We start from the raw sequence: 17,845 nt of genomic DNA, 5'->3' as shown, positions 1-17,845 counted from the left end.
GGATCTGAGAATCTTGCGGACGGTGTTCCGCGACACATGCAGTTCGCGGCAAATCCGCTTGAGCGACCATCCCTGCACATGGAATACGCGCCGAACCCGGGCAATCGTATCCACCGACTTCATCCCCACACCATCCGCTCGTCACGACGAGCTGATGGTCGCAAATCAAAGCATTATAGGGTCAATTTTGCACGCCGATTCACATTGGTCGGTGGCGAGTGAATCCGGTCTCGGGCAAGCTCGAATGTCGGTGGATGTTCGTCGCCAACTCCCTCCAAAACCAAGACGGCCGATCATTTTTCGAAATGTTCGGCGCGATAATCGACGCCCGTCGCAGGGGCCGGTCCGCCCGAGGGGCTGTTGGGCGGCCGTGGCGTGATCAACCACTTCGAAGCAGAGGGTAGCACCACTGCTTTCTCAACGAGCCTCAGCCCAACCATTACGGCTGCAACCATCATCAACCATCGCCGGCCTTGTTCGAGCGGCTCCGCAGCTACGCCACATCCACATCGGAGACCTGCACGCGTCTCTAATGGTGTCCCAGCCGTATGTTGTTCCTTCCCGCATTCGGTCCTCGCTCATTACTTGGTTATATTCAAAGCGCCTAAAAGTCGCTATAATGAATCCTGCGGAACTGGGGCTCTGGCGTGATAGACTCAGATGTATTCGACTTCGTCGAGCGCTGCCGGAAACATGGGGCAGCAGCGTCGCTTCTGACCGATCTGCTTGAGACAGTAAAAAAAATTGGATTCGAGCATCTTATCTTGAGCGGTGTGCCTTTGGGCGGGCAGAAGCTCGCGCCTATGGTAGAGTTAAACGGTTGGCCCAATGGCTGGTTTGAGCGCTACGTCGAAGCCGAGCACGCAGCGGTGGATGGCGTTTGCATTTATTCGGCCAAGACCCTGAAGCCGTTCCTTTGGTCCGAAGTTCCCGCTAAATGGTCCCAGACGGAAGCTTCGCGGCGCGTCGCCGGGGAAGCGACGGAGTTCGGCATCTGGAGTGGCTTTGCCGTCCCCATGCTGAGCATCCACCACTGGCAATCGGTCATGTCGTTCGCCTCATCCGCGAAGATCTGCAAATTGCATCCGCGCCAGCAGGCGCAACTGGTTACGATGGCGGTCTATGCTGGAATGACAATCCAGGCCCTTTCCAATGATGACGAAAACGGCGAAGGGTTGCTGACAGATCGGGAAAAGGAAGTGTTGCTGTGGGCTGCGGCCGGCAAGACTTCGTCCGAAACTTCGCAGATCCTCGGTCTGACGGAGCGAACCGTCAAATGGCATACCACGCGGGCCCGCGAGGCCTTTGGCGTCGTCACGACCACGCAAGCCGTCGTTGAGGCGGTGCGCCGGCGCCTCATTCATCCTTGAGCCCGTCAACTGTCCGATCGGACAGGTGACGCACATTAGAGAGGCTGCAACTATTCCCCCAAGAACGGTCGGGGGATCTCGCGGTGATTACGGCCCATATTGTCAATGCGCAGAACAAGCCTCTCTACGAAAACGAGTTCGACGAGTTTCTACGCCGTCGGCACGATTTCTTCGTGCATCAGAAACACTGGCGACCTCCGAGCCCGGATGGTCGCGAAGTAGATCAATTCGATACTGACGCGGCGACCTACTTGCTCGGTATGGAAGACGGACGCGTTGTGACCTCGGCCCGATTGATCCCAACGAGCGAGCCCCACATCGTCTCAGAAGTTTTCCCTCACATGTGCGAGAAGTCCGGCGTTCCCAGGCGTCCCGACTGGGCCGAATGGACCCGCACCTTCGTCGTGCCTGATAAGCGTTCGACCGGATTGCGGGGGACACTGACGCAACTCTGCTGCGCGGTCATGGAATACGCGCTCGACGAAGGCCTCAGCGCCGTCGGCGGCGTCCAGGAGACCTACTTCATGCCTCACCACGGTGCCCTGAGGTGGCACGCCGAGCCGCTGGGCATGGCCAGGCAACAAAACGGCGAGTGGTACATCGTCGCTTATATCGCGGTGAATGAGGCGGCGCTGGCGAGTGTGCGGAGGATCTTGGGAATTAAACATTCCCTGCTGGCGAGGCAGGGAGTTCAGTTGCCGTTCATAGAGAATGGGCAGCACAAGCGGTACGCCTCTGCATAGCACTCACTCAATAAAAGGCATGAGACACCAACGTATACGCCCGAGGTATCCGCCGTTGAGAGGGTTAACATTACCGTAGTGCGCAAAGTAAACACATTGCTGAGAAATTAGGAGGCTTCGATGGCAGTCATCTGCAAAGAATTCTATGCTTGGGTTAATCTCATGCCTCCCCAGCCCGACGACTTCCACGTTATCGGCGGAGTTCAGGTCTGAAATCCGGGAGTGGTGGCGGCACTTACAAAGCGCCACCCGCAAGGTTTCAATCCGCAGATACTTATTCTCGACTTATCTTTGATCCAGCAACCGGGACTATGGCCCCAGATCGTAACCTGTGCGCAGGCAAGATACGATGAAATCGTCAAATGGGACGACACATATTCTTCGGTCGAAGTTTACTCAGACGGCTTGCTCCTGGCGACAATCGATCACGTTGATGTCGTAAGGTGAACGGAGCCTATCCTGGCTCCGAACGTACTCAAAGAAGTAAAAATCGCTAGTTAAGGATGCCGAGGGGACCTATGGCAAAGAAATTCCACAAATCCATCAGCAAGGAGCGAACAGAAACCATTATAGAGCAATTGGCGGGTAAAGCTAAACCGCCAACTTTCTCAAAAGACCTTGTGCTTACCACGGCAATGAAGCCGCCGGCTGCGAAGGGCGAGCCTATCGGCTGTTGTGCTATTGTCGTGAACAGTTCAACTCACCTCAGGCCGACGACACAAGCAGTCTGCGGTCAAATCGAACAGGAGTTGAACGGCGCGGGGTCGACACAATGGTTCGCGGATCCCTGCAGGGCCTGGTGATGTTGACGCGCATTGCGATTGCCTCGACGATCTGTGGCCTGGCCTTGGCGGGCTGCGCGAACCCGCGCTTTAGCGTTCCCTATACGAAAGCCGGATATCCAGACCCGACAGACATCAACAAACGCATCCGCTGCGAGTTGGCGGCGTTGGTCAGTAAAAAAGACGGTTTTCCATTCCGACCTGTCCTGCTCCAAGGAAACTACCGGGTGGCCGGCATTCTGTCGTTGGGGAGCAAGCTTAGTGCTGGCGTCAAGCCGTCGCTCGGGTTTCCGGGTGCTGGCACCGTAACGGGCGGAGTTGTGGATATCGACGTGTCTCCGAACGTTACACGAACGATAGAGAGAACGGGTGTCACTTATCTGAACTATTCGCTGGGCGACATTTATAATCATATAGGGGAAGCCGGCGCCGACTTCACATGCCCGCACGCGACCAGCGATCTGGCGGGGAAATTGGGCATTGCGGAGCTGGTTGCGACCTCCATGCCGCTTCCAATTCAGCAGGACGCTGGCGCACCTGGAGGTCAATTCGGCGGAACGATTACCTTCACCACAAATGTAGGGGTCACGGGTGGCCCAACCTGGATACTAAAGCACTTCAGGGGTCCAGGCAGCGGCTTTGCGAATGCTTCAAACGAATTTACGAATAAACTCACCCTGGCTTTCTTCCAGCAGCCGCTTGGCAAGACAAAAGCCGAAACTGACAGGTTGGTCCGGGCCGAAGCGTTGCAGGTCCTTCAGTCAATCATCGATCAGGATACCTCTCGCCAGCTGTCGACCATCATCAACAGCCAGTAAATCAAAGGGCATGGACGAGGTCACGGGTCGGTCGCACGCGAAGCGGAAGAATCCCATTGAGAGCGAGCGAGCTCCCGTTGGTTTGGCTGCAACATCAGCGAGTTGTTCCTGCGGTAGGCCGCCACGGGAGAAAATCTCGTACTGTCGAACTGCGAAGGGATTGGGGATATCGCGGCCAGGGGAAGGCAATCGCGAGGCGGAGGGGATTGCTGAGACTTCCGGACGTATTGTCCATGGTCAGCAATCATGCCGATAGCGCGCTTCGTTCCACCTCTTGGGGGAAGTATACCCAACATTAGCCAAATTGCGCAAAGGTGATTATTAGCTTGGCGCTGTTGCGAGTCAAATAACAAGTTGAATATTGCCTTATTTTGGGTAGGCTCGAGGCGAGCTTTTCTTCTGGGGTGAGATTATGGCTATTCGACGCGATGTGGCAACTCTTGGTGGTGGCTGGAACAAGACGCTTGTCAATTATGCTCTTGCGGTTCGAGCTCTGGACCAATTGCCATTCAATGATCGCAACTCCTGGCGCTTTCTTGGCGCTATGCACGGGTTCGACCCACAACAGTGGCGGTCGCTCGGGTTGCTATCCTTTGGAGAGCAGGTCCCGGCAGACATCGAGGGTGACTATGGCAACCAATGCCAGCACGCGAGCTGGTATTTTGTTGCGTGGCACCGCGGCTATGTATGCGCGTTTGAGGCTATCGTGGCGGCTAAGGTCAAGGAACTGACTGGCGACGACTGGGCGCTACCTTATTGGAACTATCTTGATTCCTCCAATGCCAACGCTCGCAAATTGCCACAGGCCTTCCTGGCCGACACGATGGCCGACGGTACCCAAAACCCGCTGAAATATTATCGCGGGACAGCTATGCGCAACACAGCAGTGACCGCGATCAAACCGAGGCCGCGCGACAAGTTCGACCTCGAATCGATGGACGAAAGTGATTTTCTGGTTGGCAACCAGGGCGGAATAGGCTTCGGCGGAAGCATCTCGGGCGGGTTTATCCAGTTCGGGAACTGGACGGGAGATCTTGAACAGAACCCCCATAACATCGTCCACGTACTGGTGGGCCAGGGCGGTGGTTGGATCGGCGATCCGATCACGGCTGGTATCGATCCGCTATTTTGGCTGCACCATTGCAACATCGACCGGTTGTGGCAAGCCTGGATGGGCGCGCCCGGCAAGCATATGGTCAACGACCCACGCTGGAACCACGGGCCAGCCGACCGCGCTTTCATCATGCCAGTCGTGGGCGGCAATAAACCGGGAGTAAGCTTTGGTGGGCAGGATTGCCTTGCAGGGGGTATGTTCTTCCCGCAATACGACGATCTCATCAAGGGGACCGGGGTCACTCAAGGAGTTCAAGCCGTGACGCGCGTCAGTATGGGGCCGTCGGAAAGCCAGACAGTTGAAGTGATTGGCGCCAATGCCGGACCTGTCCAGGTAAGTGCTGAGGCCGCAACGACCGAAGTGACGGTCGACTTGCCAGGAGCTAATGCGGTGGTGCTGTCAATGGGAGTGACAGAGCCGGGCCAGGAAGTCTCGCGGCTCTATCTTGCGCTCGAATCGGTGAAGGGTGACCTGCCGTCGGGCATGCTCGATGTTTTCCTAGATCTGCCGAAAGGCGTGAAGCCCGGAAAGCGCGCCGAAAAGCATGTCGGCAGCGTGGCGCTCTTCGGGCTCAACGTCGCTTCAAAGCCGGATGGCCGGCATGGCGGCAATGGGCTGAGCTACACCATCGACATTACCGACAGAGCCAAAGAACTCACCGCAGCCGGTTTGGACAAAGGCCAGCTCAAGGTAAGGCTGCAGACACGGGACGCCCATGCGGGTGACGCGGTGATCACAGTCGGCCGGGTAAGCCTGCTCAAGCGCACCGGCAAGGTCGGTTGATACGCGTGGCGCGCCAATGACCGGCTTCATTGAGCACTTTCGCCGCCCGCCGTGGCGGGCGCTTCTGAGTATCAGCGCGGCGGGCTACGCGATCTGGCTGCTAGGCTTGATCGGCGTTCTCCCGGCCACGCTGTGTGCCGGCGGAGTAGATTGGCCCGATGGCGCCGACATATGGGCGGGCATCGAGGCTACGCTCACGCTCAATTCGCCCTCATCGCTGCTCACGGCTTGGAGTGTGATGCTTGTGGCAATGATGCCACCTTTGGTGGCGGCGCCAATTATGCATGTCCAGCAATCGAGCCTGGTCCGGCGCAGGGCACGCGCTGTTACCGGTTTCGTTGCAGGCTACTCAATAGTATGGCTCGCCATGGGCGTTCCACTCGGACTGGCTGCGCTCCAAACGCAAGCCGCCTTTGGCCGATTGGCATTCCCGCTTGCCGTCGCAATGGCGTTGCTATGGAGCGCGAGCCCCGCACACCGTAGGCTACTTAATCGCGCACATCGCATACCCCCGATCAGCCTGTTTGGCATGCGCGCGGATGGTGATTGCCTTGCCTTGGGACTAGACCACGGCCTGCTGTGTGCTGCCACCTGTTGGGCATGGATGCTGGTGCCCTTGCTTGCAGGCGATTGGCATTTCGGGGCGATGCTGGCAACTGGAATGGTCCTGCTGGCCGAGCGGCTGAGCTTGCCCCGGGCGGCCCGTTGGCGCATGCCCGTGGCCATGGCGTTTGCTGTGCACCTGCGCGAACACCTCGGTCCCCTCGTATCGAACCGGCCTCATGGCTAGGCGTGCGTGCTTGGCAATAGGGGTCGGCGCCGTCGATCCGCCCACGCCAGCCTCGGCGATGAAGTTCGGCTATCTCAGCGGTGCCCCCATCGCGGCGAAGAACCTCGGCGAATGGGCCCGCAGCGCTGGCTTCGGTGACGCCAACGTGCGGATCGTCACCGACGAATACATCGGCAACAAACCCAACCCGGTCACCCGCGAGCGTGTTCAGGCCGCGGTGGATGAGCTTTTCCCTGACGGAGGGGAAACAGTCAGCCACCTCATACTCGGGTTCTGCGGACACGGTCTCACCGATGAGAATATCAAGGCAATTTCCTGGCTTTTCAGCGATTCGCTGGCAAAGAAATATCGGGTCAAAGCGGACCTCTTCTATTCGGAGCTGCTCTTACACGGCATTGAACGACTTACCTTGGTCAGCGATGCCTGCCGCGAGGCTCCTAAGGATGTGAATCTGCAGCGGCTCGACGCGGTGCGCGGTATCGTCGTTCAGGGTCAGCAGGTTGACAGCCCGCGGTTCGACAGCCTGGTTGCCTGCCAAGACACCCAATTGGGGTTCATGGTCGCCGAGCAGAACAATTCGGCCGCGCCTGGCAAATGCGTATTTTCTGGCGTGATCGCTGATGCTCTGTGGGGAAATGAGCAATCGGCATTCGACGGCGACAAGATCACCGTTCGCAGCCTGGGCGATTGCCTTCAGGAGCGCACGCCCGAAGTGGCCGAAAGGTACCGGCTCAAGCTGTTTCCCGACTGCATGACCAACCCGGCGCCGGCGATCCTCTACGATAAGGCGGCGGCACCGGCCGGGCCGCCTGTCCTGCAGGCATGGCCGGCGGTGGGGACCTCATCGGTGATGGGGATGATAGATAAGGTCCCAGCGCCGGTAAATGCGACCGAGGCGCTCCGGCGGTTCAACACTGACCCCAATTTTCGTGCCGATGTCCTCGGCATTGGGCGTGAGTCGATGCCCGGTGAATTGGTTTTCATGCGCCTGCCCAAGGCGAGTGCTCCTGTCGTGAGAGGTCTCGTTGCGCTTCAAGCCGATCGCGCCGGACAGGGACCAAAGGCAAAAAGGTTCAAGCGCGGTCTGGTAGTTCGACTGGCGGCTGAGTCGGCCAAGAGCGCGCGCAACAAGGCTAGCGGCGACGTCGGGCGGAGCTTGAGCCAGATTCGCACGCCGCAGCAAGAACATCGCTCGAACCTGATCGTCGCTCAAGCTGGAGCAACCGTCTGGTCCCGGCATCGGGCGGAGCCCGGCACCAAGACACGCGCTCGCGAGGGCTTCCGGGTTCCGGAATCCCCTGCCGGCGCGCCGAACCTCGTCGAACTCTCTGACGAAACGTTCGTGCCATGGGTGCCCTACAGCGAACTTTACACTGTGATAAAGCGCAGTCGCCTGGGGGATGTTTTCCAAGCCTACGGAATGCCGGTCCCCGGGATGTCAGCCAAGTTCACAAACAGCGTCCGGACGCTGGCGGACTTCGCGTCCGGCCAGATCGCGCCAGGGCACGTGAGTGAGATAGCCGCCAGCTTGCGCTACGGCAAGCACCGCGATCCGGTGCTGGGGGTGATCTGCGCTTATCTCTATCGTGCCATTGCCGACTTCGACAACATAAGACGCATGGCATACCATTACGTCAACAATGCACAACCGGTCCCGTTCGACATCGTGCTGCTTGGCCAAATGAAGGTCGTGCGAGCTGATGGCGGGTTTACCGTTCACGTCCCGGCGGTGAAACAGGGGGACCAACACACAGCAAAAGGATTGCCAACCTATGCATTTCAACCGACGCCGGACATCGAAGGCGTGGTGGGGGGATGGTGCCCATGGCTTGGCATTGGTTGGGACTATGTCGGGGAACCGCGCCAAGACTGGGCGGTTCTGGTCGAAGGGCTGGCGGAGCTCGCGGGCAAGGTCGAACGTCGCGGCTTTACCTGGCTGCCGAAGAAGCAGGGTCGTATGTTAGCGCGGCAATGGGGGCTCCGTGACTGGGACGCATTATAGAGTGACCGATGCGGCCTCTGGTTCAGGCGCTGAAGCACTAACTGCAAGCTTCCTCCTTCTGCATTGCAAAGCACCGGCTGAAAACCGAGCCTATCAGCCCGCTTCGGAATCGCGGCGGGCCATGTCGGCGGCATTGTTTCGTCGACCTTCCCGGCGATCGACGTGAATCCGGCTGCTAACCGTCTGCCAAAAGGCTCACAGAAGCGGTCTGCGAGGTCATTGGCACGGCCTAATCTGTTGGTTGGCGGTGCTGCGACCGTTCTCGCAGATCATTGATGCCTACCTCTCAGCGCCTGACACAGTAGCTTGGCGTTAGACAGGGCTGCGGCCCTGCTGTGAAAAGGTGATGAGCTTTTTCGAGTGTGTCATGCATGCTCGTATCGAAGCGGCTTTGGAGACCTTTCAAAAGCCATTCGTCCAATGTCAGTTTTGTCCCGATATGTTCCTGCCTGATCTCGATCGGCGCGACGTTCATTAAACAATGAAACCTCTGCCGAACCGTTCGCCGAATATAAGACGCCATAACAATATCTCTAAACGTTCGTCATCAATCGTCTGTGCGAGACTTGCAATTTCCGCGTGTTTCGCCACCAAAGTCATGAATGTCGACCAGTCTCGCTTCGAAACACGTGATAAAATGTCATTCCCAGGTACTGCTGGATCATCGAGTATTGGTTTCCCCTGCCAACCAGAGCGCGGGCCGTATACCTGAAGCAGCTCTTGGAGAAACCTGGTGAATAAAGTTCCGTAGTGATCTATGCGGCTAGGAGCGTGTTGAGCAGCTAGGATTTCCAGCGAAAATCCCTTAGGGTGGTCTAGAGCGAAGTGTTCAAGACGCCACCACTTAATCAGCTTGACAAGCGGCTTGAACCTGTTTTCGAATTTTCCGTTGATGCGTTGGCTCCAATAATAATGAGACATCGGATTGGTCTGACTCCAATTTCCAGAGATTCTATCAGGTATTTTAAACCCATTTCCTGAATTGATCAATGGAACAACATCTACATCAACAAGTCCGGTATTGACGCGCACGGATCGTCTGTTAATCCGCTCTACATGAAACCGTTGATCGAGAGCATCCTTTAATTCGACCAATATTTGCCGTGGGTTGGCAGTGAAGCCATATCTTAGTTTTAGGTATACATCGACGTCTGGCCTAGAATTGAGGTCATTCGCAAAGCAGGGTCTGACCGCAGTGTACCTCGCATAACTTCCTGCAAGGAAGTCGTAGTCCAATCGGCCAGAGAATTGTGGGTGACGCCAGAGATGATCACGTACCGAAATATGTGCAGCGGACGCTGCCTGCCTGATCGTTCTCTTAGGCTCTATGTCACTCAGCAGTTCTTTGAATCGGGCATTGGGCAACACGGTTGTAACCCTGGCTTCATGGCTCTGGCCAGCCAAATCTACCCTTGAAACAAGCACAACCTCAACACCAGGCGCACGTGTTTATCAACTCGCTATCAAGTTGATGTTTGCGACTGCTTACGGCTCCAAAAGTCTCGCGGATTCCGATCAATCCAAAGCGTTAGTGCGTTAGGGGCGCCCCAAATGTCGGAATAACGTCCGTGAACTTTCATTAACTTGATGGCGTTCACCACGCGAAGGCGAAATGGTGATTGCTACCCCCGCTATGGAAACGGCTCCTACTGCGGATGATCCGAAGCGGCTTTCGAAAACTATCGGCAGCGCCTTGAACTCAGCGAGACGGTCATCGGCACAGGAGGTGCTTGCACCAACCAATACCTCAACAGGTGGGATGAGCGTATCACGTTATAGTGCGATCCAATCCGTCACCGCTCGCGGCTCATGAACCTATCGTAGCTGTCCTCCAACGGTTCATCGCTGATCTCGTACCTGTCGCGATCCTCAAGGGTCAGTAGGCTGATGACGAAATCATACTGCTCCGAGAAGACCGTCATCTCCTGGACGGGTTCGCGAAACCACACGCCGCCAGGATGCGCCAAGCCGGTGCGGCCATCGACCAGCGTGTCCGGCCTTGCCGCATGGGACCGACCCGGTATCTCGATCGGGCCCCTCGAGGTGCGAAAAAAGATGCCGGACTTGAGCGCACTCTCGCTCGGCTTCGCCCATAAAATGTAGCCGTCGCGCGAACACACCAGGATGGCCCGCCGCGTCGTGTAGCCCAGCCACCGGAGCGCCGCCGCGATCAGTGAAACGCGGTAGCGCTCGGCGCAGGCCGAGATCATATCGAGGTCCACCCGCTGATGCTGCGGGATTTGACGTCGATAGTCGTCGAGCGGCATCAGGATGCTCGCGGCGAACACGTTCGCCTGATGCTCGATCTGGCCGTACTGCGAATCCCACCGGACCACGTCGTTCGAGCTGCAATGGAAGCCCTCCGGATGGGCCTTCCGATGTAGAAGATAATGTCCGAGCTCATGCGCGAGCGTAAAATTGATCCGCCCTCTCGATTTGAAGGTGTTGTTGTAGAAAATGCCCCAGCCGGGCTTCCCCCCGCGCGGCTTCATCAAGGCACCGTCGAAACCCGGCAGGTCGTCGCCGGCGACGCGCAGGATCGGATCATCCGGAAATCGCGTCTTCGAATATTCCAGCGCCAATTCGGCGATATCGACCGGAAATCGATTCATGCCCTTGACCGCGTTCAGCAGAAGGGAAAGGTCGATCGCCCACCGCTCCGGAGACCGCTCTTTCATTCATCCTCGCCCAGCAGATCGACCATCTTGCGAATTTTGCTTTTGGTCGATGCGTCCATGTGGCGATATTTTCGATAGAAGGCCTGGTCGGCGGCGTCCTCGATCGTGACGCTCGCATTTACATCGACGAGGTAGTCGCTCGTTACGCCCAGCGCCATCGCGATGCGGGCGACCTTGTCGGCCGACGGCCTTGGCGGGTTCTTGTTCTCCAGTTCCCAGATGTAGCTTTTGCTGGATTCGGTGAGTTCGGCGAGTTTGTCGAGCGTAAATCCCTTCTGTTTTCGTAGGTCGCGGATTTTGGTTCCAAGACGGGTTGTCACGACCGCATGCTCCTTCATTCACAAAGTTCAGAGTAGCGATATTTTTCCTCCTTGACAACGAGAACCCGCTGCATTTACCGTGTTCGGAGTTCTGGTATTTTTGCTACCGGCTTTGCTGAACGCCACTATATGTGGTGTTGGAAGGCGTCAGAAAGTAACTATATAGCTGGCGAAAGCGGGGCTTCCAAAGGGAAACGCATTTCAGCCGCTACGGAATGGGACCGCAGAACAGGGTCCCCGAGAGGGATTTTGAGCATGGACGTTATCGCCGAACACAAGCAACTACCGAGCAAGGATTTCGAGGCAGCGTGGGATGCAATCAAAGTCGATGCCTCGGTCAAGGAGAGGCTCGTCGCGCAGGCTGTGCTCTCGCTGCAGATGCGTCAGAAGTTTTCGTTCGAGCAGGTTCCGATGCACGGGCTGATCATCATGTCGGGGCCGCCTGGCACGGGCAAGACGACACTCGCCCGTGGCCTTGCCGACAAGATCGCGAAGGTGGTCGGCAAGGCGCAATATGTCCAGCTTGACGCACATGCCCTCGGCAGCTCCTCGCTCGGCAAGAGCCAGAAGGAGGTGTCAAAAATCTTCAGCCAGACGATTCCGGAACTGGCAATGTCGATGCCGGCCATCGTGCTGCTCGACGAAGTCGAGACGCTCGCGGCAGACCGCCAGAGGATGAGCCTTGAAGCCAATCCGATCGATGCACACCGCGCGACCGATGCGGCTCTGGCGGGCATCGATCTTCTCTGTCGCAAACACCGCAACACGCTTTTGATCGCTACGACCAATTATCCGAAGGCGGTCGACCGGGCCCTTCTCTCCCGCGCCGACTGGATCGAGGATATCGGTCCGCCGAACGCGGAAGCGCGCGCCGAAATCATTCTCGATGTGCTCGCGCTTCTGGGCGGCCAGTGGCCGAAACTCGGATTGCTGAAATCGCAGCTCGCCGCTTTCGTCAAGGCATCGGAAGGGATGGACGGACGGCGGCTCCGGAAGGCCATAACGTCGGCGGCGGCGATCTCCATCGAGACCGCGAAGGACCCCAATAAGGTTACGAGCAAGGACGTGCTCGATACGCTCAAGCGCGCTGCTTCGCAGGCCGATCTGGAGGAAGCGGCATGAAAGTACGTCGCGACATTGCATCTATTCCGAAGCGCTCGGCGGCGCAGACCTGGAAGACGATCGTCGACCTAATCACGGGCGCTGGCACCATCGACAAGAAGGGGTTGGAGGCCGCTGCAAGCGTCATGGAATCGCTCATCGCGGACGAGCACCCGGCCAAGAAGCCCATCGTCGTCAAGGGAATGGGTAGCCGCCTCGTGATCTATTTGCTCTACGGCGAGAATGCGATGGAAGCCGATCTGGAGGTCGACAAGCTCAGCTGGAACCCGACGGCCGGCGACTGGTCGATGACGGCCCCATCCGACGCGGACGATGTCGCCTGGATGAACAATGCGCTCAAGGATCGCGCGCCGCGCATCAAGGTCCACGACGTCGACGAGGCCGTCGACGACGACGAAAGCGCGGCCGGCCAGCAGGCGCTAAAAATCGATTGGGGAGCGCTGGGCTGACAATGACTACCACCTACGCCACTACTTATACGCGCACCAACACGGCGATCTACGTCGCCGACAAGATGCGAAATCTGATGAAAAGCCTGGTCATCAATGCCGGGCTCGATCCGAAATCTCTCGTCGATGAGTGGTCCGACTGGGTTCACGATGCAGCCCGCAAGCTGATGGAAAGCGGCCACCTTTTGAAAATCGTCATTGAATTCTATGTGCCCGGCGCGGCGAACGCGTCCGGCCGGTGGGATTTTCCCATTCGCTACGACGCGAACGGGATCGACGAGATGTGGGTCGATACCGAGTTCTTCAAAAGCTCCTTCGCGAAAGCACCGAAGCCACCGGCTAATTGCGTCTATCGCATCCTGCTTGTCCGAGCTCCCGGCGCGCCGGACGTCGGTCTCACATCCGTTCCCTTCCTAGGTCTCAACGGCTTGTCGGCTCGTGAAGCCGGAACGGTGATTGCAACCCCTGACATCATGGCATCGGCGGCCTACTACAGATGATCACGACGCAAGAAGCTTTCGAAAAATACCGGCAGCGCCTCGAACTCAGCGAGACCGAGCGCAAGGACACGATCAAGAGGCACACCGAGGTGCGCGAACTTATCCGCGCTGATTTTGCCGTCGATCGCGATATTCTGACCGGCTCCTATGGCAGGTCGACGAAGACGAAGCCGCTCAAGGATGTCGATGTGTTCTTCATCCTGGGCCAGAAGGAGAAGGACAAGTACCGCAACAAGCCCCCATCTGAGCTGATCGATGCGTTCGTCAAGACGCTGCGCAACACCTATGGCGACGACGCCGTAGAGCCCGGCCGACGCTGTGCGACCGTTGAGTTCGAAAAGAACACCAAGGATGAAGAAGGCAAGGTGCTTTCGATCGACGCCGTGCCAGCATTCGATATCGGCGACTGCTATGAGATCCCCGACCGCATCCTTGGCAAATGGATCAAGACCGACCCGGAAATCCATGCCGATCAGGCCACGAAAAAAAACAGGGAGCTCGGCGGCACGTGGGTGCCGCTCGTGAAGATGGTGAAGCGCTGGAACAGGTCCGCCGGGAAGCCGATCAAGCCCTCCTTTCTGATCGAGGTCATGATGCAAGAACTCGTAGACGCTCCATTCACTGCGTACCCTAGCGAGGTCAGACGCTTCTTCGCAGCCGCCCTGGATGGCGTCGGAAAGTCATGGCCGGACCCCGCCGGATATGGCCCGCCAGTGTCCGATCAGATGACGCCGGAGCTGATCGCGAAGGCGAAGGAGAGCGTGCGGCAGGCGGAGATGAAGGCTGCGATCGCCGTGCGCTACGAACAGCAGGGACGGCAAGGCGACGCCAACGCGCTCTGGCGCGAGATCATGGGCAAGTATTTTCCGGCGAGTTAGGCAAGGCGAATGGCAGAATCGATCGTAGCACGCCAGCAAGGCGATGATTTCCAGGCGAGGCTGTTTTGGCTTCACGCCACGCTTCTGCTGGATGACGCATCGCCAGTCCGGCGCGTGTTTTTCGAAACCGGTCCTAGGGCATTCGATGATGTAGTCGTGGACTACGATCCGAAAGGCGCGCCGCAGGATCATACCGGCAAGCCTGTTTTGCGCGATCATCTGCAATGCAAGTGGCATGTCCGCCCCGGCCAGTTCGGGTACGAGGATTTCGTCAACCCCGACTTCACAAAGGGCACGAGCGTTTCGATCCTGAAGCGCGCGCATGACGCCCAGCTCGCCCATGCACCGAACGGCGACGGCGCGCGGTTCCAGTTCGTCACCAACTGGGACGCAACCGATCCTTTGCGGAAGCTCATCCTCAATCAGCACAATACGCTCGATATTCCCGGTCTCTTCAAAGGCGGCCCCCGGAGCGAGATGGGAAAGTTCCGCGCGCAGTGGGCGGATCATCTGGGCATCGACGAAGATCAACTGCGGCTCCTCGTGCGCACGCTCGGCATCAATCTGCGGATTCGCTCCGGCGCCGACATCCGCGAGCACTTGAACGAACGCTTCGCTAGGCTCGGCATGAAGACGATCCCCGCAAATGAAGCGGGCTTCTCGTACGATGACACGATCAAGAAGCTACACGCGCAGGGGAGAAAGGAATTCGACCGCGAATCTTTCCGCGACATGGTGCGCAGCGAAAATCTGCTCGCCGATCGCAAAGACCCGCCAAGCTTTACGATCGGGGTCAAGTCCTTCATTCATGCGATCGACAGCCTTGAGGCGCGAACGGACGAGAGCCTCAATCTGGTGCCGAATTTCGAAGGGCGGTATCTGCGCGATGAAAGGTCGTGGAACCAGACGCTCTATCCCGAGCTGAAGGAATTTGTGCTCTCGCACGCGCGGGAGCATGACTCGCTGCGGCTGGTGCTGGATGCACATGTTTCGCTGGCCTTCGCGATCGGTTCGATCCTCGATGTGAAATCGGGCAAGTCGATCCAGATTGAACAGCGGACGGGCGGGCGCCGCTTCTGGTCGCGCGATGATTTTCCGCCCGAACCTGATTGGCCGACGATCGATTGCGATGCGGAAACCTTGGGAGATGGGCCTGAGCGTGCGATCGCCATCGGTCTCACCCACGACATAGGCCAGGACGTCCGGAACTTTGTCTCCAGCAACTTACCCGGCGTCGGCAGCTTCGTTGCGGCGAAGCTTTCACGCACGGCGTCGCAGTCATCGGTTAAGTGCGGCGCGCACGCGGCCCTGCTTGCAGAATCTCTGGTCGATCAGCTGCGAAAGATGGGGCGCAGCCCAAAGACCCACCTGTTCGTCTCCGCTCCCAACGGCTTCACCTTCCTCCTAGGCCAGTTCCACAAGGCGATCGGACCCAGCATCGTCTATGAATTCGATTTTGACGGGCAGCGCACCTGCACCTACAGCGAGGGACTAAACGTGGGTTGAAGGCCTTGCAATAGGCATTCGACCGCAGAGGGGATGTGACGTGGCGGTTGCGCCGAAGGCGCGTCCTGAAGGCCAAGTTCATCGACCTGGAGAACGCCATACGCCATTCGCTGAAGGCGTTCGGCATCGGTTAGGTCGGGCGAGGGGCTTTCCAGCAGGCGGTGCGCACCGCAGTGTCGGAAGATCCGCTGTCGTCCGAGTTGATGGACGCCATGTTGTCGGCGCGTGCAGCGCTGTGGAGGCAGTATTGCCGGCTGCACGATCTCGTCGTCAAAATGGTGGCACGCAGCGAACTGTGCCGCCGCTTCATGGCAATCCCCGGCGTCGGTCCGGTCACAGCACTTTCGTTCATGACTGCGATCGATGATCCGTCGCGCTTCCGCCGCTCACGCGACGTCGCGGCCTACTTCGGGCTGACCTCGGCGATGGCAATCCGGAACCTCGATCGACGTTCAGGGTCGAATATCGAAGGCCGGCGATGTTGATGTGCGACGCTCGCTCTGCGAGGCGGCGTCGGGGCTGATGACGCGCTTCAAGGGCAGAGACAAGGTCTCGAGCTGGGGGCAGGCGATCGCCAAGCGCTCCTGCCACCGCAAGGCCTGCGTCGCCGTGGCGCCCAAGCTGGCGGTGATCATGCACGCCATATGGAGCTACGGAACGTTCTATGCCGGCGATTCCGCGGCGACCCGAAGCGGCTTCCGTTCAGGTCCTTGGCACCAGTCGAAATTCTCAAGGGCGAAGGGCATGACTGGCGAGTCGTGGCTGGATTCCATCCACGGGGAGCCGTTTTGACCATAGGAGCACACCGAAGAAAATAATGGCTGGGAGTAGTCTCAGCTACTTTTCGGCGCCCGTCCGTCGCAGGAGTACCACGGGCTCGATTTGGTTTGGGATGTCCGCCGGACATTCATCAAGAACAATTGGATTGGCCCGGCGAAGGTCGAGGCGAACCGCCCTTTGTTCGTCCGCTATAATCGCTTGTTGACCAACTATTGTTGCCGCTTTGCGAACGGAAGGAAAGCGTGGACAGCAGGGGGGCAGTGCCCTGAGTATTCTGTTGAGCACACCCGGCCCGCGATACAGTCCGAAACAAATACTGGTGGACGATATGGGCAAAGACACCGATTCGGGATTCATCACAGTCGATATGACGGCCACGAACCGACTGCCGGCGCGGGGTCTGGAGTTGATGCGGGTCGTAACGCGCTTCGAATATGCTCTGAAAGAGATCGGCTATGGCAGACCGGGGAAGAACGGTGAAGTCGACGTGGACTGGGACGGATTCGCGAACACAGAACTCAAGGCTGCGTTCTTCAAGCGCATCCAGGAAAACGCCGTAGCGCCAACACTACTTTCCAAACCGCCGAGCAAGCAGATCTTGACCGGAAAGACGCTTGATTGGGAGGAAGGTTCGCCACCGACAAGCGTGCAGGATCTTTTCGGAGCTATGCGTCGGGTCCGAAACAATCTCGTCCATGGCGGAAAGTCGGGCGATAAAGATTCCGATCGCAACGATAAACTCGTCTCGGAATCAATCGACGTCTTGACCGAAGCGCTTAGGACGCATGCCGATCTGCGATTCATGTTCGAGGGCAAGTGGTAGCGTCTCTCAGCCGGCAATCGCCAGGCTGATCACGGGAGTTTATGGCCTACCAAAGATTGTGGGGCGTGCATGGCTGGTCATCGAAGAACGGAATTCGTCATCGAATTTCTGGGAGCGGACACCTCTGTTTCGGTGGTGCGCCACACAATGGCGATTGCGTTCTGCCTGGCTGGGCCGATGCTCGCCGGAGCTATCCTAATTTTTTCTGCCTCAACGCGACTTCCTAACATACTGCCAACTCGCCGCTCCCCTTTTCGGTCTTTTCGGATCACTGTTGTGGCTAGCTTGGCCGTGGTTTCGTACAGACATCGAAGCTTCTTTTCGCATTCATCGTATCGATACCGATGAGCGCGACGACGAAGACGCCCTCGAGGCCCCCTAAAGGTA

At 58.1% G+C, this 17,845-nt stretch carries 17 protein-coding genes and 1 pseudogene; 14 read left to right on the top strand and 4 right to left on the bottom strand.

Annotation, left to right across the window (positions count from 1 at the left end):
• Positions 1-123: helix-turn-helix domain-containing protein (locus NKJ89_RS28340; protein WP_352607392.1), on the bottom strand; the 123-nt coding region annotated here is incomplete at its 3' end.
• Positions 124-647: 524 nt separating this feature from the next.
• Between NKJ89_RS28340 and NKJ89_RS28335 the strand changes: the two genes are divergently transcribed.
• From NKJ89_RS28335 to NKJ89_RS28305, 7 genes are all read left to right on the top strand, one after another.
• On the top strand, positions 648-1,370 hold the full coding sequence (locus tag NKJ89_RS28335) for a helix-turn-helix transcriptional regulator (protein WP_352607382.1): 723 nt from the start codon (positions 648-650) through the stop codon (positions 1,368-1,370).
• A gap of 83 nt (positions 1,371-1,453) precedes the next feature.
• Positions 1,454-2,113 (top strand): acyl-homoserine-lactone synthase, encoded by a 660-nt coding sequence (locus tag NKJ89_RS28330; RefSeq protein ID WP_352607380.1) that lies wholly within the window; start codon positions 1,454-1,456, stop codon positions 2,111-2,113.
• 518 nt (positions 2,114-2,631) lie between these two features.
• On the top strand, positions 2,632-2,916 hold the full coding sequence (locus NKJ89_RS28325; protein WP_352607378.1) for a hypothetical protein: 285 nt from the start codon (positions 2,632-2,634) through the stop codon (positions 2,914-2,916).
• A complete protein-coding gene (locus NKJ89_RS28320) occupies positions 2,916-3,713 on the top strand; it encodes a hypothetical protein (RefSeq protein WP_352607376.1) in 798 nt (265 codons plus the stop codon). Before NKJ89_RS28325 ends, NKJ89_RS28320 begins: the two co-directional genes overlap by 1 nt.
• Positions 3,714-4,125: 412 nt before the next feature.
• Positions 4,126-5,610: a tyrosinase family protein gene (locus NKJ89_RS28315; RefSeq protein WP_352607374.1), complete on the top strand. Its 1,485-nt coding sequence runs from the start codon at positions 4,126-4,128 to the stop codon at positions 5,608-5,610.
• A gap of 16 nt (positions 5,611-5,626) precedes the next feature.
• Positions 5,627-6,400 carry a copper chaperone gene (locus NKJ89_RS28310; protein ID WP_352607372.1) on the top strand — a complete coding sequence of 258 codons (774 nt, stop codon included), beginning with the start codon at positions 5,627-5,629 and terminating at the stop codon, positions 6,398-6,400.
• A gap of 10 nt (positions 6,401-6,410) precedes the next feature.
• The gene (locus NKJ89_RS28305) at positions 6,411-8,402 is read left to right on the top strand and encodes a hypothetical protein (protein ID WP_352607371.1); all 1,992 of its coding nucleotides are present in this window, start codon (positions 6,411-6,413) and stop codon (positions 8,400-8,402) included.
• A 474-nt stretch (positions 8,403-8,876) separates the two neighbouring features.
• Here NKJ89_RS28305 and NKJ89_RS28300 read toward each other — a convergent pair whose 3' ends face one another.
• The 3 genes from NKJ89_RS28300 to NKJ89_RS28290 form a co-directional block, all read right to left on the bottom strand.
• Positions 8,877-9,770 (bottom strand): SMODS domain-containing nucleotidyltransferase, encoded by an 894-nt coding sequence (locus NKJ89_RS28300; protein WP_352607369.1) that lies wholly within the window; start codon positions 9,768-9,770, stop codon positions 8,877-8,879.
• A gap of 425 nt (positions 9,771-10,195) precedes the next feature.
• A complete protein-coding gene (locus NKJ89_RS28295) occupies positions 10,196-11,080 on the bottom strand; it encodes an ImmA/IrrE family metallo-endopeptidase (RefSeq protein WP_352607367.1) in 885 nt (294 codons plus the stop codon).
• Entirely contained in the window at positions 11,077-11,418 is a 342-nt protein-coding gene (locus NKJ89_RS28290; protein ID WP_352607365.1) for a helix-turn-helix domain-containing protein, read from the bottom strand. Before NKJ89_RS28290 ends, NKJ89_RS28295 begins: the two co-directional genes overlap by 4 nt.
• 237 nt (positions 11,419-11,655) lie before the next feature.
• Here NKJ89_RS28290 and NKJ89_RS28285 point away from each other — a divergent pair, with 237 nt between their 5' ends.
• The 7 genes and pseudogenes from NKJ89_RS28285 (at position 11,656) to NKJ89_RS28255 (ending at position 17,458) form a co-directional block, all read left to right on the top strand.
• Positions 11,656-12,522, top strand: coding sequence for an AAA family ATPase (locus NKJ89_RS28285; RefSeq protein ID WP_352607363.1), 867 nt, complete (start codon positions 11,656-11,658; stop codon positions 12,520-12,522).
• Positions 12,519-12,971 carry a CBASS system Cap8 protein gene (locus NKJ89_RS28280; RefSeq protein WP_352607361.1) on the top strand — a complete coding sequence of 151 codons (453 nt, stop codon included), beginning with the start codon at positions 12,519-12,521 and terminating at the stop codon, positions 12,969-12,971. The genes NKJ89_RS28285 and NKJ89_RS28280 overlap by 4 nt, the downstream gene beginning before the upstream one ends.
• A gap of 2 nt (positions 12,972-12,973) precedes the next feature.
• Positions 12,974-13,471, top strand: coding sequence for a hypothetical protein (locus NKJ89_RS28275; protein WP_352607359.1), 498 nt, complete (start codon positions 12,974-12,976; stop codon positions 13,469-13,471).
• Positions 13,468-14,349 (top strand): CBASS oligonucleotide cyclase, encoded by an 882-nt coding sequence (locus NKJ89_RS28270; RefSeq protein ID WP_352607357.1) that lies wholly within the window; start codon positions 13,468-13,470, stop codon positions 14,347-14,349. The genes NKJ89_RS28275 and NKJ89_RS28270 overlap by 4 nt, the downstream gene beginning before the upstream one ends.
• A gap of 9 nt (positions 14,350-14,358) precedes the next feature.
• Positions 14,359-15,855: an SAVED domain-containing protein gene (locus NKJ89_RS28265; RefSeq protein ID WP_352607355.1), complete on the top strand. Its 1,497-nt coding sequence runs from the start codon at positions 14,359-14,361 to the stop codon at positions 15,853-15,855.
• A 26-nt stretch (positions 15,856-15,881) separates the two neighbouring features.
• Positions 15,882-16,647 (top strand): annotated as a pseudogene (locus NKJ89_RS28260) (IS110 family transposase); the annotation flags it as partial.
• A 316-nt stretch (positions 16,648-16,963) separates the two neighbouring features.
• Complete coding sequence (locus NKJ89_RS28255) at positions 16,964-17,458, top strand: hypothetical protein (RefSeq protein ID WP_352607353.1); 495 nt, start codon at positions 16,964-16,966, stop codon at positions 17,456-17,458.
• The last annotated feature ends 387 nt before the right edge of the window (positions 17,459-17,845 follow it).

This window comes from Mesorhizobium sp. M0047 (assembly GCF_040323315.1).
In the GTDB taxonomy this organism is placed as follows: Bacteria; Pseudomonadota; Alphaproteobacteria; order Rhizobiales; family Rhizobiaceae; genus Mesorhizobium.
This window is presented reverse-complemented; position numbering and strand designations above follow the sequence as displayed.

Excerpts from the sequence above, each read along its gene's own strand:
- NKJ89_RS28325 (WP_352607378.1), top strand. The coding sequence starts at position 2,632 with ATGGCAAAGAAATTCCACAAATCCATCAGCAAGGAGCGAACAGAAACC.
- NKJ89_RS28320 (WP_352607376.1), top strand. The coding sequence starts at position 2,916 with ATGTTGACGCGCATTGCGATTGCCTCGACGATCTGTGGCCTGGCCTTG.
- NKJ89_RS28315 (WP_352607374.1), top strand. The coding sequence starts at position 4,126 with ATGGCTATTCGACGCGATGTGGCAACTCTTGGTGGTGGCTGGAACAAG.
- NKJ89_RS28310 (WP_352607372.1), top strand. The coding sequence starts at position 5,627 with ATGACCGGCTTCATTGAGCACTTTCGCCGCCCGCCGTGGCGGGCGCTT.
- NKJ89_RS28295 (WP_352607367.1), bottom strand. The coding sequence starts at position 11,080 with ATGAAAGAGCGGTCTCCGGAGCGGTGGGCGATCGACCTTTCCCTTCTG.
- NKJ89_RS28290 (WP_352607365.1), bottom strand. The coding sequence starts at position 11,418 with ATGAAGGAGCATGCGGTCGTGACAACCCGTCTTGGAACCAAAATCCGC.
- NKJ89_RS28285 (WP_352607363.1), top strand. The coding sequence starts at position 11,656 with ATGGACGTTATCGCCGAACACAAGCAACTACCGAGCAAGGATTTCGAG.
- NKJ89_RS28280 (WP_352607361.1), top strand. The coding sequence starts at position 12,519 with ATGAAAGTACGTCGCGACATTGCATCTATTCCGAAGCGCTCGGCGGCG.
- NKJ89_RS28275 (WP_352607359.1), top strand. The coding sequence starts at position 12,974 with ATGACTACCACCTACGCCACTACTTATACGCGCACCAACACGGCGATC.
- NKJ89_RS28270 (WP_352607357.1), top strand. The coding sequence starts at position 13,468 with ATGATCACGACGCAAGAAGCTTTCGAAAAATACCGGCAGCGCCTCGAA.
- NKJ89_RS28265 (WP_352607355.1), top strand. The coding sequence starts at position 14,359 with ATGGCAGAATCGATCGTAGCACGCCAGCAAGGCGATGATTTCCAGGCG.
- NKJ89_RS28255 (WP_352607353.1), top strand. The coding sequence starts at position 16,964 with ATGGGCAAAGACACCGATTCGGGATTCATCACAGTCGATATGACGGCC.